Consider the following 17,589-nt stretch of genomic DNA (forward strand, 5'->3'; position numbering starts at 1 on the left):
CTTTTTTTCTTAATGAGGGTATATGGATAAGTATAATATCAGGAAAATCTCCGCGCTTTTATTAGCAATAGTGATTTTTCTTGGCCTATTTTGTCCGCTTAAGATTACGTCCTTTGCTGAGAGCAGCACAAAGCTTGCTGAGACAGCGAGGCCTTCTGTTAATGGAAGACTCCATGTGGATGGGGGCAAACTAGTAGATGAGAGCGGAAAACCTGTGCAACTCAGAGGTATTAGTACGCACGGTCTTACCTGGTATCCGGACTTTATAGACGAGAAATTATTCAAGCAGCTCTCCGATGAATGGAACAGCAGCTTTATTAGGCTTGCAATGTATTCACATGTATATTGCAGCAAGGATAAAGATATCAGCATGGAATACATGAGAAAAGGTATACAGGCTGCGATAGCTGCTGATATGTATGTTCTTGTGGACTGGCATGTGCTTGAAGAACAAAATCCTAATGTAAACAAAAAAGAGGCTCTGGATTTCTTTGAGAAAATATCTTCAGAATTCTCTGATTCACCCAATCTTATTTACGAAATATGTAATGAACCTAATGGCGATACAAGTTGGGATGATATTGTTACCTATTGTAATGACGTTATACCTGTAATAAGAAAAAACGTTCCTGATTCTGTCATTGTTGTGGGAACACCTGAATATGACAGAAGACTTTTGCCTGCAATAAACAGACCGCTTCAGTTTGACAATGTAATGTATTCATTACATTTTTATGCTGCATCTCATAAGGATGATCTTATGGATGAGCTGAAAACAGCGGTAAATGAGAATGCACCTGTTTTTATAAGCGAATGCGGAATAAGTGAACATACAGGTGATGGAGACATCGATTTTGCCTGGGCAAGAAAATGGTTCAATTATCTGGATGAGCATAAGATAAGCTATACAGTCTGGAGTTTTTCAAACAAGGATGAAACTTCTGCATTTTTCAACATAAAGTATGATCCTGTAAAATATGGGCTGGATGATAAGTATCTTACCGAATATGGTAAATGGGTTAAGGAGCTTATAAAGGGCACTCCTCCAGATGATATTTATGCTCCCGCGGATGTGCTAAAAAAAACAGACATTCAAAAGCTTGAGTCCTATGTGACCAATTCACTTGGAAAACGCGGCTTTACAACTGTATATAAATATCCTGAATTTGCAGCATTGTGTGCGCTTATCATATTGGTATTTTTTACAATTCGCTTTATTTATATACAACTTACGAAAAACAGACATGCGACCTATTATGATCTGTTTACGAAAAAAGAGCTTAGGGATAATTCAAGAAAGAGCGGCGTAGCTTACTTTGTTGCAAAAGCAATAATTATCATAAGCTCATACCTGACATTGGTTTATCTGTGCTGGAGAATTTTTTATTCAGTACCGATCGAATTTGGTTTTATAGCTGTTGTGGGAAATATATTTCTTCTTTTGGTTGAAATACTAGGCTTCCTTGAATCAATTGTATTTTATGAGAGCCTTCTTGGCATGAAGAGACATCCTCTTCCAAAGATAAAGGATGAGGAATTTCCTGATGTTGATATTTTTATTGCTACATATAATGAACCCTGTGAACTTCTTAAGAAAACAATCAATGGATGTGTACATTTAAGCTATCCTGATAAGAATAAAGTTCATGTTTATGTATGCGATGATAACAGGCGCTCAGAAATGCGAAAGCTTGCAGAAGATATGGGCGTTGGTTACTTTGACAGACCTGATAATAAGGGTGCAAAGGCAGGAAACCTCAATAATGCACTTATACAGACCTCGTCTCCCTATGTTGTCACCCTTGATGCGGACATGATAGTAAAGAGCGATTTTCTGTTAAAGACCATACCGTACTTTGTGGAGGCAGAAAAGAAAAGCTTATTGCTGGAGGATGGAAAAAAGGTTCGCCTTGGTGTTCTTCAGACTCCGCAGTGCTTCTATGATCCGGATGTATTCCAGCATGCATTGTATTCTGAAAGAAGAGCTCCCAATGAGCAGGATTTCTTCTATAGAACCATTGAGGTTGCCAAGACCTCCACAAACAGTGTTATATATGGTGGTTCAAATACGATACTCAGCAGAAAGGCTCTTGAAGATATCGGAGGCTTCTATACAGAATCCATTACAGAGGATTTTGCAACCGGACTGCTTATAGAGTCAAAGGGATATGTCAGTCTGGCTATTTCCGAACCTCTTGCAAGTGGACAGACGCCTCATACCTTTAAAGAGCATATACAGCAAAGAACACGCTGGGGAAGAGGTGTTATCGTAACTGCCAGAAAACTGAAGTTCTGGAGAATGAAGGGATTATCACTCAGACAGAAGATCAGCTATTGGAGCTGCGTAGTCTACTGGCTTTCACCCTTAAAGAACTTTATTTATATGCTTTCACCGATCCTGTTTGCAACCTTTGCAGTTCCGGTTCTAAAGTGTAACTGGATGGATCTTATAGTTTACTGGCTTCCGATGTTTGCTTTGCAGGATATAACTCTTAGAGTTTTAAGTCAGAACGCCATGTCTATAAAATGGAGCGGAATATATGAGACAAGTGTCATGCCTCATCTTTTCATTCCGATTTTAAAAGAGACATTTGGAATTACTCTTTCGACCTTTAAGGTTACGGATAAATCGAAAAAGGTTGCAAAGAGAAAAACCGATCTAAGGACCATGGCACCGTTTATCATTCTCTCGATATGCTCGGTAATTGGTATCACGAGAGTATTGATGATGCTTAACTGGATGAATTTCCTTGGACTGTCGGTACTATTGTTCTGGATGATAAGGAATTTTTACTATCTTATTATGTCGATGTTCCTTGTTGATGGAAGAGATTCCGATAACGAGGTTGTACATGTAATTGATGCAGAGCCTGTCGAGGTTGAAATTGCACACGGAGAGGGTAAAGGCTCAAAGTACTACGGCGTTACAACAAGGCTCACTGAGCATAGTGTTTCTATTTTCCTGGATGATGGGGTTAAGCTTGAATCAGGAGCTTCAGTTAAATTAAGCATAGACACTGAGAAATACAGTGCAAAGCTTGATGGTGCGGTAACCAATATTATTGAATCCAAGAACGGTGGTATTTATTCGCATACCATTGAAATTTTAGACTTTGGCGATTCCGAGATGGAATATCTTGAAATACTTTATGACCGCGTACCATCGCTTCCACAGTCACTTTCAAGAGACTTCGGAATAATCACCCACCTGTGGCAGAATATAGCCTACAGAGTTGCAAGGACAACAAGACACTGATGACCTTTTAGTATATGGAGAAGAGGTAATTATGAAAGAGGTAAATATTCAAAAGCAATCAGACGGTTTACTTATTGAACTTATAGGTAGAATTGATTCAAACAATGCGCCTCAGGTAGAGGAAAGCATGAAGGAAGCATTTGATTCTCCCGATGAAGTGGTTATTGATGCTCAGAATCTGGAATATATTTCCAGTGCCGGACTCCGTGTTCTCCTTCATTTAAGAAAAACTAAGAAGAATCTGAGAATAATAAATGTGAGCTCAGAGGTATATGAGATATTTGATATGACAGGCTTTAATCAGATGATGACTGTTGAGAAGGCTTACAAGGTTGTCAGCGTTGAAGGCTGTGAAGTTATAGGTAAGGGTGCCAATGGCATTCTGTACAGAATTGATAGCGATAATGTTGTTAAGGTTTATAAAAATGCGGATGCCCTTAATGATATTCAGCATGAACGCGAGGTTGCAAGGCTTGCACTTGTCCTTGGAATACCTACTGCAATATCCTATGATGTCGTAAAGGTTGGAGACAGCTACGGATCAGTATTTGAGCTCTTAAATGCAACATCCTTTTCAAAGATTCTGGCAACAGAGCCTGATAAGTTTGACTGGTGCGTAAATGAGTTTGCAGGTCTTCTTAAGAAAATTCATGAGACTGAGGTTCCTGAAGGGAAGCTTCCCAGCATTAAGGAAACGGCTCTTAAATGGGCTGAATTCGATAAGGATTATTTACCTGTTGAATCTTATGAAAAGCTTAAGTCACTTATCGAAAAGGTGCCTGAATCCAATCATATGATCCATGGTGATTATCATACCAACAATATTGAGCTTCAGGACGGTGAGGTTCTCCTCATCGATATGGATACTCTGGCAGTTGGACATCCTATTTTCGAGCTTGCATCCATTTACAATGCATTTATTGGTTTCTATGAAGTCAATAAAGAAGGATGTAAGGATTTTCTTAAGATCAGCAGTGATGAAGCTATTAAGTTCTTTAACAAGGCAATGTCTGTTTATCTTGGCACGGAAGATGAGGACAGAATAAAAGAGGTTGTAGATAAAGCCAGAATTGTAGGCTATACAAGAATTATCAGAAGAAATATCAGACGCGGTGCACTTGAAAATGAAACCGGTAAGCAGGAAATAGAGCTTTGGACAAAGGAGCTCATAGAACTCCTTGACAGAATTGATACGTTGGAATTCTAAGCTTTTCAAAATATTCGAAACTATTAGTTTGAAGCACCAAAAAGGATGGGGGTTATGAAAGAACTAAAGATTGATGCAATAGTTGAAAACCTTCCCAAGGTTTTGGAATTTATTGACAGCGAGCTTGAAAATGACGGCTGTGATATGAAAAATCAGATGAAGATTGATATGGCTGTTGAAGAGCTGTTTGTCAATATCGCTCATTATGCATATAGGGACAAGGTTGGAGATGCTGTGATCCGTTATGAAATTGAAGGAAACAGCGCGGCAATTACCCTTATAGATAGCGGAAGACATTATGATCCTCTTGCCAAGGATGATCCTGATGTTACACTTTCAGCTGAAGAGAGGCAGATTGGCGGTCTTGGTATTTATATGGTTAAGAACAGCATGGATGATGTTCGCTATGAATACAAGGACAATAAAAATATTACTACGATAGTAAAATCTATTAACTGACCGGATGGACCTATAGAATGGAGTTTATAACTAAGAAACAGAAGAACAGGGCGTATATAGTCTCTGTAGTTTACTTTTTGATGGTTTTTGTTTGTGCCCAGATGATCTTTATAAGAGGCATAAATAATCTTAAACCAATTTATGTTTTTAATATTAGTGGGGATATTTTTGGAATGTTGATGGGGGCAGTACTTTTTATATGCTGTCTCATTGACGTCCAGAAAACAGGATCAAACCTTAAGTGGTTACTATACTTGCTTAATGCGGCATACATAGCACTTTTTACAGATGCAATAGCATGGCTGGTAGATGGAGTTCCAAAGCTTGCGCTTATAAATTACGTGGACAATTTTTTCTATTATTTATGTGCACCCTTGGAACTATTCTGTTTTTGGAAATATACAGAATCATACTTAGAAACTGACAGAAGAATAGTAAAGCTTATTGATAAATTTCAGGTTGCAGGCCTTTTTATATCTTTATTCATGAGGATTAGCAACATATTTACAGGAATTTACTATTACGTGTCACCAGATGGGTTATACCATAGAAGTCCTTTATATCTGATCTCTATGATATATGTTTTCTCATCAACGGTAGCCACGCTTTTGGTAGTTGTGTGGGAGAGGAAAAATCTTCAAAGATATCAGATTATAACTTTTTTTATGTATGCAATTGCACCCTTAATAGTATCAATATTGACTATAAGAGTGTATGGGCTTTCTATCATAAGCGGTGTACTGATGCTGGTAATACTGCTAATGTATTGCATGCTCAATGTCCTTCAGGGAAGGGATAAGGCTATTGCTGACAGGGATCTTATGCTTGCTTCTTCTATTCAGGAGCATGTGCTTCCAAGAATTTTCCCGCCTTTTCCTGACAGAAATGAATTTGATTTATATGCTTCAATGACTCCTGCCAAGGAGGTCGGCGGAGACTTTTATGATTTCTTTATGATAGATGATAACCATCTGGCTGTTGTAATAGCTGATGTTTCGGGTAAAGGTGTACCGGCAGCGCTGTTTATGATGGTATCAAGAACGATCATTAAGAATCAGGGATTGTATTCAAGAAAAATGAATCCCTGTACTATTTTGCAGAAGGTAAATAACCAGCTATGTGAGGGAAATGAGCTTGAGCTGTTTGTAACTGCATGGCTTGGAATTATTGATATATCTACAGGAATAATGGATTACGCTAATGCGGGACATGAATATCCCTGCATCAGAACCGGTGGAGGGAATTTCACTTTATTAAAGGAAAAGCATTCACCGCCTCTTGCAACAATGGAAGGACTTTCCTTCAGAGGAGGCCAGCTAAAGCTTCAGCCCGGTGATGCTTTGTACATCTATACAGATGGAGTTACCGAGGCTACCAATTCCAAGAATCTGCTCTTTGGTAACGACAGAATGCTAAGCGCACTTAATGAGGATCCGGATGCAGATCCTATTACTCTTGATAAACATGTAAGGAATCGTATCACGGAATTCGTTAAGGATGCACCACAGTTTGATGATATCACAATGCTATGCCTTAAGTACTATGGGGCTGATGCGGGCGCTGAGGTGGTATAACTTATAAAAAAATAATTTTGAGTGAGGTGGAGTTTATGGAAAAAATGTACAAGGAAATTGAGAAGGAGCCTATTTGCAGATCAAAGAGAATTATCATAACCTGCAAGGACAATAATCTTGAGGCTGATTTTGGTAAGGCCAGAGATAATCTTCAGGAATGCCAGCTTCTTCCTAAGGATAACCTTCATATGGAGCTCCTTTTTGAAGAGACTGCCTTAATGCTTGAGCAGATCACAAAGGATTTCTCGGCAATGCTTTGGTTTGAAAAGTTTGAGCATTACTGCTGCCTTAAGCTCACAGCAAAAACCGACATGTCCTTTGAAAAGAAGGAAGAGCTTCTTGGTATGGCTACAGATGGTAAAAATGCCATGGCTAAGGGTTTTATGGCAAAGATTGCTGATATCATTGAGACCGGACTTCTTGACTTTGACTATGTTGGAAGACTTCAGCAGGAATATGGTGGAGTAAGTGTTGGATTTGGAAGTATGGGTATTTATGATGGCATGGGCGGAATTGCAGATCTTGGATCTGCCTGGTCATTATCTGACTATAAGCTTTCACTTTCCGATGCCATTGAGGAAGATGAGCAGGATGACGCTACTCAGGAAGCCTGGGATGAGCTGGAGAAATCAATCGTTGCCAATATTGCAACTGATGTAATCGTAGGAACAAAGAGTAACACAATAGAGATGACAATTATTAAAGAACTAAAAAATGAATAAGACCCTAAATATCAAACAAATTTCTACTCTTGGACTTTTACTTGCTTATGCAATGATATTGTCTTATATTGAATCTCTTTTTCCATTTTTGGGCGGAGTCCCGGGCATGAAGCTCGGTCTCCCCAATATGGTTATAGTGCTTCTTCTCTATAGCTTTGGATGGGAATCAGGGATAGTAATAAATATACTTAGGATTATTCTTACAGGATTATTGTTTGGAACCATGTTTGGAATAATGTTTTCTGCGGCAGGCGCTGTGGTGAGCTTTCTTGTAATGATCCTGGTAAAGAAAACGAATATTTTTGATATCAGAGGAGTAAGTATCTGCGGTGGCATAGCCCATAATGTGGCACAGCTTCTGATTGCCGCATTTGTTGTTAAGACCTCAGGCATAGTTTTTTATCTGCCGCTTCTGATGATATCGGGAGCTTTGACCGGCTTTTTAAATGGAATCATAGCCGGGATAATGCTCAGATATGTTAAATATTTGTAGCTGCTTTAACGCCTTTGCGGAGGTATTTTAGTGAACAAGAAAAAGCAGGCAGCTGGCGTAATTATCATCGTACTTATAGCTCTTATAATCGTTAACAGTCTTAATCTGGTGCTTGTATTTAAGACAACAGCTGATGAAACCATCAATGCAGGAAAATATCAGCTTGAAAGTATCGGCGCTGAGCTTGAAAACGGTATTAATAACGCCAAAAATTTAACAGCAGAATATTCTTATAAAGCACAAGCCATTTCTTCTGATCATGAGGCTCTTGAGTCTTTTATTTACGAGGCTAAAGAAGAGGTTAAGATCAAAACAGATGGCGTGGGCTTTAATGTTTATGCGGCCGGAACTGATTGGGAAATCATTCCGGAGCTTGATGATGAAAATTACTCCGCAACTGACCGCTCATGGTATACAGGTGCGGTTAGAAATAGCGGAAATGTTTATATTACAGCTCCCTACATAGATGCTGTGTCCGGTAATATATGTTATTCCGTATCTAAAGCTATTGATAATAATGGTTCAGTCTTGGCGATTGACTATACTCTTGCAAAAATTCAGGAAGAGATTCAAAAGATTTCTATAACTGATAACAACCTCTCTGTTATTGTGACAGAGGAAGGTGTTATTGCGGGCTGCAGCGATGATCGCTATGTAGGAACTTTTCTTGCAGATTCATATCCGGACTACGTTGGAATATTTAACGTTGCCAAGGGCTCCACTGAAACAGTTTCCATTAAGATAAGAAAGGGACTGGTAAATGATAATCTGTTTGCCACAGGAACCAACTCCGGATGGTATCTTATTGTTTGTATAAATGACTGGGAGCTCTATCGCAATTCTTATGTCTGGCTCGTTGGAGCCATGATTCTTAATGTCATTTTGTTTTCAGTAGTATTTGCGCTTTATTTCATCAGTAAGTCAAATGAGATCAAGGCACAGGAAGCACTTGAGGAAAAAGAAGATTTCCTTAAGACTGTTTCCGGCAATCTGAAAACTCCCCTTAATCAGATCTTAAATAATGCGGATTCAACAGTCTTTGATGAGGACATGAACTACGAGGCAAGGTTTAAGACCATACAGGAGGCCTCGATTCAGCTATCTGAATATATTCATCAGATCATCAGTTACTCAAATTATGTTAAAGGTGAAAACCAGAAGCATGCCAGACTGAATGTAAAAAAGTATGCAAGGGTAAGCTCCAGGTTCAGGAATATTATCATTATTCTCATGTGCATTACTATGCTTATAAGTGTTTTCTCGATCAGCTGGATGACATCCAGATGGTGCAGAGCCAGAATGCAGGAAGCGGTGGGCGAATATGAGAGCCAGGTATCCGAGTGGACTGTATCTCAAAAGAGCATACTTGATATGTTCTGTAATGACATTGCAACGAATCCAGGCATTTTGAATGATTATAATGAGACCATTACGTATCTTGACCGCGTTACAGCCTGCTATGATCAGATTTCAGCTACTTACATTGCAAATAAGGAATTTTCACCTACGGTTTTCATGAATAATGGCTGGAAGCCTGGAACTGATTTTAGAATTGAAGACAGACAGTGGTATATGGATACCATAAATTCTGAGTCCGGCTTTAATATTTCAAGTCCGTATATTGATGCTCAGACAGGTCTTTACTGTATAACTTTTTCGCAGGAGGTATTTGATAAGAATACAGGAGATTTCCTGGGCGTATTTGGTATAGATTTTTATATTGATAAGCTTGTGGAAATCCTTGGAAATTCATATTCTAATGAGAGCTATGCGTTCCTTACCGATGCCAGAGGAGTAATAATCAATCACCCCTATGGCACCTATCAGATGACAAAGGACAGATCCACCAATATAGCATCACTTCCCTATAAGGATGCTTATAAGAATCAGGAAACAGTAGATATTATCAAGGATTACGACAGCGTCTATAAAGTAATTATCGCTGAAAAGAGTAGTGTTTCAGATTTTACTGTTTTTGTTGTGTTTAACTTCCTTGCAATTTATGGTAGGACAATCCTTTATGGATCGATAGCATTCTTTGTATCACTTATCTGCGTGATTATTATTTACAGGCTCCTTGGAGGCCTTATCACATGGCAGGATGAGATGAATACAAAGCTGCAGGAATCTGCTGATGCGGCAATTGCAGCAGGTAAGGCTAAGAGTGATTTCCTTGCTATGATGTCCCATGAGATCAGAACGCCTATAAATGCGATCATCGGTATGAATGAGATGATCATAAGAGAGTGCTCTTCCGATGATATTAAGGGATATGCTGCGAATATTCAGAGTGCCTCAAAGACGCTGCTTACTCTTATTAACAGTATCCTTGACTTCTCTAAGATTGAAGAAGGTAAGCTTGAAATTGTTAATGTTAATTATGAGACGAAATCCCTTCTTGCAGATGTCATTAACATGATAAATGCAAGGATTAAGAAGACTAATCTGGAGTTTAAGCTGGATATTGATCCCAAGCTTCCTATGGGAATGTACGGCGATGATTTCAGAATAAAGCAGGTAATCCTTAATCTTTTGACAAACGCTGTTAAATATACAGAAAAGGGTAGCGTTACTTTATCCATCGTCGGAACGGAAATAGGAAAAGAACATATCATGCTTGATGTAAAGATTTCTGATACGGGTATTGGTATCCGTGACGCAGATATCGATAAGCTCAATATGTCCTTCCAGAGATTCGATCAAAGAAGAAATAAAAATATCGAAGGTACAGGACTTGGAATAGCTATTGTTACAAGTCTTCTTGAGATGATGGGAAGTAACCTCAAGGTAAAGAGTGTTTATGGTGAAGGTTCAGAGTTTTCATTTGAATTAAAGCAGAAGGTAATTGACTGGAGACATATAGGTGAGTTTGATATCAACAATATCATCATGGAAGCTGAGCAGGATGAGGATAAATATCTTGTTGCTGAATACGCTGAAATTCTCGTTGTTGATGATAACGATATGAACCTTGCGGTAATGAAGAGTCTTCTTAAGAGAAACAGGATTAAGCCTGATTTTGCATCGAGTGGTCAGGAGTGTATTGATAAGGTAAGTACCAAGCACTATGACATTATCATGCTCGATCACATGATGCCTGAGATGGATGGTATTGAGACACTTATCAAGATAAGAGAAAAGAAGCTCTTAAGAAAGGATACCACTGTAATTGCTCTTACGGCTAACGCTGTTCTGGGAGCAAAGGAAGAGTATATTGCAGCAGGCTTTGATGACTATCTCTCCAAGCCTGTTGATCCCAAGAGTCTTGAAAAACTCCTTTCCAAGTATCTGCCTTCCTTCAAGGTTTCTTATGTTCAAAATGAAGAAGAGGAAGCTAAGGAAGAGAAGAAGGCTGTTAAGGGGCCTGATCTTGATGAGGATATCATTGAGTTTGTACCTACAGGTGAAGTGGGCGCAATAGTGGCTGAAGATAATGATGCAATTGATGACCTCAGAGACCTTGAATATCTGAAGGTTGACGAAGCAGTGGGCCTTTGCGGAACAGAGGATGCTTATATAACAATTCTGCAGATGTTTATCAGAAGTGCTGATGCCAAGGAAAAGCGCATCAGGGAGCTCTATGAAGCTAAGGATATAAAGAACTATATTATTGAGATGCATGCGCTTAAGAGTTCAGCCAGACTTATTGGTGCTGATGAATTTAGCGAGCTTGCAAGAGAGCTTGAATTTGCAGGAAAAGATAACAAAATTGAGACAATTGACGAAAAAACTGGAGCAATTTTCGAATGGTATGATAGAATTAAAGATGATATAAGTTATATTTTAGAGTAAAACTTATATGGAGGAAGATTGACAATGGCTGGGTGGGTTTTTGTTGTTGACGATGACATGACCAATCTTCTTGCTGCGGGGAATATTTTAAGCAAGAACAATATACGTGTTACCGCTATAAAATCAGGTAAAAAGCTTCTTGAGCATCTGAAAAATAATAAGCCGGATCTTATACTTCTCGATATTCTCATGCCCGAAATGGACGGTTTTGAAGCGTATGAAAAGCTTAGAGCACAGGAGAAGGAAAGCGGGGAGGATGAGATTCCTGTCATTTTTCTTACTGCAGACGAGGATAAGGAGGCAGAGAACAAGGCTCTGAACCTCGGAGCAGTCGATTTTATTCATAAACCCTTAAATGAGGATGTCCTTTTAAAGAGAATTCTCAATGTTCTTGAAAATCGCTCACGAATCCGCGAGCTTATTAATGATGCTACCATTGATGGGCTGACAGGATTTTTGAATAAATCAGCTGTTAATGAGAAGCTTAAGGAAAAGTGCCTGAATGAAAAGGGTGCTTTGGTTATTCTTGATATTGATAACTTCAAAAAGGTAAATGATCTGTACGGTCACGATAAAGGTGATGAGGTACTTAAAGCCTTTGCTGATATTATTACAAAGAGTACCCGTGAAAGGGATGTTATCGGCAGAATCGGCGGTGATGAGTTTATTATCTTCCTTAAGAATTTTAAGGGCGAGACAGGTATAAGCTCTCTGAATGAACGTGTTAATGCTGAGCTTAAGGAACGCATGAAGGAGATGGTGGGCGACCTTATTCCATTTAATGTTGGTGTTTCCATAGGCGTTTCCTTCATTCCTGACGATGGAAGAGATTACGATATCCTTTTCAGAAAGGCTGATACTGCGCTTTATCAGGTTAAGCAGCATGGTAAGCATGGCTATAACATCTTTTCTGATAACATGGATCAGATCATTACTTATGATGTTGCCTCCAAGGATGAGATTGACAGAATAAGTAATGTCCTTAAAGAAAATGAGACCTATAACAGTGCTATGTGGGTTGGCCAGGATGCCTTCAGTCATATTTACAGATATATGATGAGGTATATCAAGAGCTATCACAGTACTGCATATAAAGTTCTTTTTAATGCCACACCTGCATCTGATGATATTAGTGAGGTTGAATTTACTGAGTATATGAAAAAGCTCGGAACCTTCCTTACAAATTCTCTTAGAAAAAGTGATGTCATGATGCAGAACGGTATAAATCAGTTTTTCTTATTCCTCCCGGACATTGATGAAAAGCATATCGACAATGTTATTGGAAGAATTATAACCTCCTGGAAGCAGCTTGATTTTTCATCCAAGATCAATGTGACATACGAGTTTGAGCTTATTACTGTCGAGGATAAGGGCAGTGCTCGTAGACGTTCGGGAGATTTCTCCGGAAATTAAAAAAATGAATTGGAGCTCTTTAAATGATTGCTTTTGTAAACGGAATACTTGAAGAAAAAAGAGATCTGCTGGCAGTTATCGATGTTGGAGGTATTGGCTATAATGTCAATATCTCTGCTTATACTGCGGACAGATTGCCTTCTAAGGGTGAAGCTGTTAAGCTTCATACATATATGAGTGTGCGTGAGGATGCCATGAATCTCTATGGCTTTCTTACAAGGGATGAGCTTGAGTTTTTCAAGCTCCTTATCAGCGTAAGCGGAATAGGGCCTAAGGGCGGCCAGGCGATTTTATCGGTAATGACGCCCGATGATCTGAGATTCGCCATTATTTCAGGCGATTCAAAGGCTATAAGTAAAGCTCCCGGCGTCGGTAAAAAGACTGCTGAGAGGCTTGTTCTTGAGCTTAAGGATAAGATATCCAATGATGATATTCTTGCAGGTAAGGCCGGCGGCTCAGTTGAGGGACTTACTGTACCGGGTGGTGATGAAACTCCTTCTAATGAGGCAGTAGAGGCACTTGTAAGTCTTGGCTATGGTCTCACAGAAGCATCAAAGGCAGTAAGAACTGTAATTGCTTCGGGAAATGCCGATGCTGAGGACACAGAGGCGATACTTAAACTCGCTTTAAAGGAATTAATCTGATATTGAGTTGGTGATTGTATGGAAAAAAGATCGATAAAAACTTCCGCTGACAGAGGGAATGGTGCAGTCAGCGCTGGCTTTTTGGATGAGGATAGAAAAATAGAGGGGTCACTAAGACCCAAGAAATTAAAGGATTATATTGGGCAGTCCAAGATAAAGGACAACCTGAATATATCTATAGAGGCTGCAAAGAAGAGAGGTCAGAGCCTTGACCATATCTTATTGTATGGCCCGCCCGGACTTGGTAAGACTACCCTGGCAGAGATCATTGCAGCTGAGATGGGCGTTCACTGCAAGGTTACAAGCGGACCTGCAATTGAAAAGCCCGGTGATATCGCAGCTATTCTAAATAATCTTAAAGAAGGGGATGTTCTTTTCATCGATGAGATACATCGCCTTAACAGACAGGTCGAAGAGGTTTTGTATCCTGCAATGGAGGATTACAAGATTGACATTATGATCGGCAAGGGACCGACTGCCAGATCAATAAGACTTGACCTTCCGCACTTTACACTTATAGGTGCTACAACAAGAGCAGGTATGCTTTCAGCACCCCTTCGTGACAGATTCGGAATGCTTTACAAAATGGAATTTTATGAGACCGAGGAGCTGATGCAGATCATTATGCAGTCAGCGAAGGTTCTTGGAGTTGAAGCAGAGGACCTTGGCGCAAAGGAGATGGCAAGAAGAAGCCGCGGAACGCCGAGAATCGCCAACAGAATCCTTAAGAGAGTAAGGGATTATGCACAGGTAAGATATGACGGTGTTATAACCGAGGAGGTTGCAAGAACAGCCCTTGACCTTATGGATGTTGACAAGCTTGGACTTGATCATAACGACAGGACGCTTCTTCTTACTCTTATTGAGAAATTCGGAGGAGGACCTGCAGGACTTGATACCCTGGCTGCTTCAATAGGCGAGGATCCAGGTACCATCGAAGATGTTTATGAGCCATATCTTTTGAAAAACGGACTGATCAACAGAACTCCCCGGGGAAGAGTTGTGACAGACCTTGCATATACACATCTTGGGTTACAGCCAATGACAAATACATGATATTGTGGTAATATTATCTCTATAAAATAACATTCAATACTATTGAAATCTCACTCTTTGAAAGTATAAAATATAAAAAATAACTTTCGAGTTTGAGGTGGGGAGGAAAAATTTATGGCATCTAAGACAGATACTGAGGTAATCATTGGAGGTAAAGTCTTTACTTTAAGTGGTTATGAGAGTGAGGAATATCTTCAGAAGGTTGCTTCTTACATAAATAATAAGATAGCTGATTACAACAAAATGGACGGTTTTAAGAGACAGCCTCTTGATACTCAGAACGTACTTCTTCAGCTGAATATTGCAGATGATTACTTTAAGGCTAAAAAACAGGTTGAGATGCTTGAAGGACAGCTTAGTGATAAGGAGAAGGAGCTCTATGATATAAAGCATGAGCTCATTGCTACTCAGATTAAGCTTGAGAATACAGAGAAAAATGTGAAGAACCTTCAGTCAGATATCACTGAGGATTCAAGAAAAATAATCCAGATGGAAACAGAGCTTAAAACTCTTAAAAAGTGATAATGAGGCTGCCGCAGGGCAGCCTTTTTAGCTAGAGGTGTTATATAATGATTAAGAAAGTTGAACTTCTTGCGCCGGCAGGTAATTACGAGACAATGCTCGGTGCCTTTAATGCAGGAGCAGACGCCGTTTATTTGGGCGGACAGGGCTTTGGAGCCAGGGCATTTGCCGACAATTTTACAAATGAAGAAGTTATAAAGGCTATAAGGTATGCTCATCTTCATGGCAAGAAGATTTATCTTACTGTTAATACACTTTTGAAGGAAAATGAGATACCTGCGTTTAAGGAATTCTTTGCACCCTTTGCCTATGCGGGCCTTGACGGAGCTATTATTCAGGATTTCGGAATCTTCAAAATGATAAGAGAAGCCTATCCCTGGGTTGAGCTTCATGTCAGCACGCAGATGACAATTACGGGTGAAAAGGGAGCAAAGCTTTTAATGGATCTTGGGGCATCAAGAGTGGTTCCTGCAAGGGAGCTCTCACTGTCTGAGATCAGAAGTATCCATGAAAACTGCAGGTTCGATGATGGGAAGAGTATTGAGATAGAGGCATTTATTCACGGAGCTATGTGTTACTGCTACTCCGGAGCATGCCTGTTTTCAAGTATGGTCGGTGAGAGAAGCGGAAACAGAGGCCGCTGCGCTCAGCCCTGCAGACTTCCCTATAAGACAGCTAACAAGGGTGAATGCTATCCTTTGAGTTTAAAGGATATGTGCATGGTAGACAGGATACCTGAGCTTATCGAGGCTGGAATCGATTCCTTTAAGATTGAAGGAAGAATGAAAAAGCCTGAGTATGCTGCAGGTGTTACAAGCGTTTACCGCAAATATATTGATAAATATTATGAGCTCTCTGAAAAGGATCCTGATTTTAAAGAGGGCAGCATAAGACTCACAGCTTCAGATAAGGACAGGAAGATTTTGTCCTCATTATATCTTCGTTCCGAGATTGGCGAGGGATATTATTTCAGGCACAACAGTCCTGATATGATAACCCTTGATAATCCTGCATATAATGGATCCGATGATAAGGTTCTTGAGAATGTAAGGAATCGCTTTATCACTGGTGAAAAGAAAATTGATGTGGAACTGTCCTGCAGATTAAGAGTTGATGAGCCTGCTGAGCTATCGATTAAGACAATAGGAAACGCAAAAGGTAACGAAGTGTCTGCCTCTGTTAAGGGAGATGTGGTTCAGGAAGCTCTTAAGAGATCCATGACAAAGGAGGATATTGAAAAGCAGTTATCAAAGTTTGGAAATACTGCGTTTATGCTTACTTCGTTGTCTGTAGATATGGATACAAAGGGGATTTTTATGCCCAATAAGGCACTTAACGAGCTTAGAAGAAGTGCCTGCACAGCTCTTGAAAATGAGATAATAAAGAGTCTTGGCTATAAAATTCCTGAAGAAACTGCAAATAGTGAGTCGTTTGGATTAGATGATGATGCAAAGGCTCCTACAAAGGAAGCGCCGCATAAGTCTGGTAAAGAGTCATGCATTGCCGTATCAGTAATGAACCAGTCCCAGCTACAGGCTACTGCCGATTTCTTTAGTAAGGGCAAAGCTTTTGGAAGAATATATGTTGATAGCAGAATTGTTCTTTTAGAAAATAGACTTCCGGAAATTTCGGGCTGTGATTACTATATTTCACTTCCTTATGTTTTGAGAAATGAAGACTTCTTTAATGGACATAAAGAGGTGGAGGATATTCTTAAAAAGGCTGATGAACTTAAGGTTAAAGGCGTTCTTGTAAGAAGCACAGAGGAGCTAAAGCTTGTAAAGGATGCAGGATACAAGGGAGAAGTAGTTCTTGATTACGGCCTTTATATCTGGAATCATGAGGCATTTTCACTGTACAAGGAGGCTGTGGGAGAACTCGATTTAAAGGGCTTTAATCTGCCCCTTGAGCTTAACTCGTATGAGATGTCTGATTTACTTAAAGCGTCTTATATGAATGATCCTGATAGTGCTCCGGAGCCTGCAGGTATCCAGGTATATGGCAGAGTTCCCATGATGCTCACTGCGAACTGCTTAAAGAATACATTGGATAAGTGTTCGGGAAAACGTGGAACATTGTGCGATTATGAGAATACAGGAATAACTGACAGAACAGGAAGAAGACTCCCTGTTTCTTATGACTGCATGCATTGCAATAATATTATATGGAACAGTGTTCCTGTGTCACTTTTTAAAAAGACCAAAAAGCTTAAGAGCATGGCAGATAAATATAACCTGATTTACAGGATTGATTTTACTATTGAGAAGCCTTCAGAGGTCTCTGATATTCTGGATGCTTATGTGAAGGTTTTATATAGCGATAACAAGGATGGATCAAAGGACGCGGATAAGGTGCTTTCTGCTATGGATTATACAGCTGGGCATTTTGAGAGAAGCGCGGACTAAGCTTACACGATGATTGAATTATACTTAACTGAAATATCTAAATATG

At 39.6% G+C, this 17,589-nt stretch carries 12 protein-coding genes; all 12 read left to right on the forward strand.

Going from position 1 to position 17,589, the window contains the following annotated elements; genetic code table 11:
- Positions 1–22 precede the first annotated feature (22 nt).
- The 12 genes from G601_RS23605 (at position 23) to G601_RS0115305 (ending at position 17,543) form a co-directional block, all read left to right on the forward strand.
- Complete coding sequence (locus G601_RS23605; protein WP_081673553.1) at positions 23–3,256, forward strand: cellulase family glycosylhydrolase; 3,234 nt, start codon at positions 23–25, stop codon at positions 3,254–3,256.
- Between the two features lie 31 nt (positions 3,257–3,287).
- Positions 3,288–4,463: an anti-sigma factor antagonist gene (locus tag G601_RS25255; protein ID WP_051205904.1), complete on the forward strand. Its 1,176-nt coding sequence runs from the start codon at positions 3,288–3,290 to the stop codon at positions 4,461–4,463.
- Positions 4,464–4,517: 54 nt separating this feature from the next.
- On the forward strand, positions 4,518–4,922 hold the full coding sequence (locus G601_RS0115260; protein ID WP_026665876.1) for an ATP-binding protein: 405 nt from the start codon (positions 4,518–4,520) through the stop codon (positions 4,920–4,922).
- A 179-nt stretch (positions 4,923–5,101) separates the two neighbouring features.
- Complete coding sequence (locus tag G601_RS25260) at positions 5,102–6,496, forward strand: PP2C family protein-serine/threonine phosphatase (RefSeq protein ID WP_207638062.1); 1,395 nt, start codon at positions 5,102–5,104, stop codon at positions 6,494–6,496.
- A gap of 35 nt (positions 6,497–6,531) precedes the next feature.
- Complete coding sequence (locus G601_RS0115270) at positions 6,532–7,218, forward strand: hypothetical protein (RefSeq protein ID WP_026490636.1); 687 nt, start codon at positions 6,532–6,534, stop codon at positions 7,216–7,218.
- Positions 7,211–7,711 carry a Gx transporter family protein gene (locus G601_RS0115275; protein WP_035790827.1) on the forward strand — a complete coding sequence of 167 codons (501 nt, stop codon included), beginning with the start codon at positions 7,211–7,213 and terminating at the stop codon, positions 7,709–7,711. The genes G601_RS0115270 and G601_RS0115275 overlap by 8 nt, the downstream gene beginning before the upstream one ends.
- 30 nt (positions 7,712–7,741) lie before the next feature.
- A complete protein-coding gene (locus G601_RS23620; RefSeq protein WP_051205908.1) occupies positions 7,742–11,503 on the forward strand; it encodes a response regulator in 3,762 nt (1,253 codons plus the stop codon).
- 24 nt (positions 11,504–11,527) lie between these two features.
- On the forward strand, positions 11,528–12,916 hold the full coding sequence (locus G601_RS0115285) for a GGDEF domain-containing response regulator (protein ID WP_026665878.1): 1,389 nt from the start codon (positions 11,528–11,530) through the stop codon (positions 12,914–12,916).
- A 23-nt stretch (positions 12,917–12,939) separates the two neighbouring features.
- Positions 12,940–13,560 (forward strand): Holliday junction branch migration protein RuvA, encoded by a 621-nt coding sequence (gene ruvA / locus G601_RS0115290; RefSeq protein ID WP_026665879.1) that lies wholly within the window; start codon positions 12,940–12,942, stop codon positions 13,558–13,560.
- Between the two features lie 18 nt (positions 13,561–13,578).
- A complete protein-coding gene (ruvB, locus tag G601_RS0115295) occupies positions 13,579–14,616 on the forward strand; it encodes a Holliday junction branch migration DNA helicase RuvB (RefSeq protein ID WP_026490640.1) in 1,038 nt (345 codons plus the stop codon).
- A 114-nt stretch (positions 14,617–14,730) separates the two neighbouring features.
- Positions 14,731–15,138 carry a cell division protein ZapA gene (gene zapA / locus G601_RS0115300; RefSeq protein ID WP_026490641.1) on the forward strand — a complete coding sequence of 136 codons (408 nt, stop codon included), beginning with the start codon at positions 14,731–14,733 and terminating at the stop codon, positions 15,136–15,138.
- 47 nt (positions 15,139–15,185) lie between these two features.
- Entirely contained in the window at positions 15,186–17,543 is a 2,358-nt protein-coding gene (locus tag G601_RS0115305) for a peptidase U32 family protein (RefSeq protein ID WP_026665880.1), read from the forward strand.
- Positions 17,544–17,589 lie beyond the last annotated feature (46 nt).

This window comes from Butyrivibrio sp. FC2001, from assembly GCF_000424125.1.
Classification (GTDB): domain Bacteria; phylum Bacillota; class Clostridia; order Lachnospirales; family Lachnospiraceae; genus Butyrivibrio.

What these genes read in the sequence shown, in the direction of transcription:
- G601_RS0115260 (WP_026665876.1), top strand. Translation starts at nt 4,518, where the DNA reads ATGAAAGAACTAAAGATTGATGCAATAGTTGAAAACCTTCCCAAGGTT.
- zapA (WP_026490641.1), top strand. Translation starts at nt 14,731, where the DNA reads ATGGCATCTAAGACAGATACTGAGGTAATCATTGGAGGTAAAGTCTTT.
- G601_RS0115275 (WP_035790827.1), top strand. Translation starts at nt 7,211, where the DNA reads ATGAATAAGACCCTAAATATCAAACAAATTTCTACTCTTGGACTTTTA.
- G601_RS25255 (WP_051205904.1), top strand. Translation starts at nt 3,288, where the DNA reads ATGAAAGAGGTAAATATTCAAAAGCAATCAGACGGTTTACTTATTGAA.
- G601_RS0115270 (WP_026490636.1), top strand. Translation starts at nt 6,532, where the DNA reads ATGGAAAAAATGTACAAGGAAATTGAGAAGGAGCCTATTTGCAGATCA.
- G601_RS23605 (WP_081673553.1), top strand. Translation starts at nt 23, where the DNA reads ATGGATAAGTATAATATCAGGAAAATCTCCGCGCTTTTATTAGCAATA.
- G601_RS25260 (WP_207638062.1), top strand. Translation starts at nt 5,102, where the DNA reads ATGGGGGCAGTACTTTTTATATGCTGTCTCATTGACGTCCAGAAAACA.
- G601_RS0115305 (WP_026665880.1), top strand. Translation starts at nt 15,186, where the DNA reads ATGATTAAGAAAGTTGAACTTCTTGCGCCGGCAGGTAATTACGAGACA.
- ruvA (WP_026665879.1), top strand. Translation starts at nt 12,940, where the DNA reads ATGATTGCTTTTGTAAACGGAATACTTGAAGAAAAAAGAGATCTGCTG.
- ruvB (WP_026490640.1), top strand. Translation starts at nt 13,579, where the DNA reads ATGGAAAAAAGATCGATAAAAACTTCCGCTGACAGAGGGAATGGTGCA.
- G601_RS0115285 (WP_026665878.1), top strand. Translation starts at nt 11,528, where the DNA reads ATGGCTGGGTGGGTTTTTGTTGTTGACGATGACATGACCAATCTTCTT.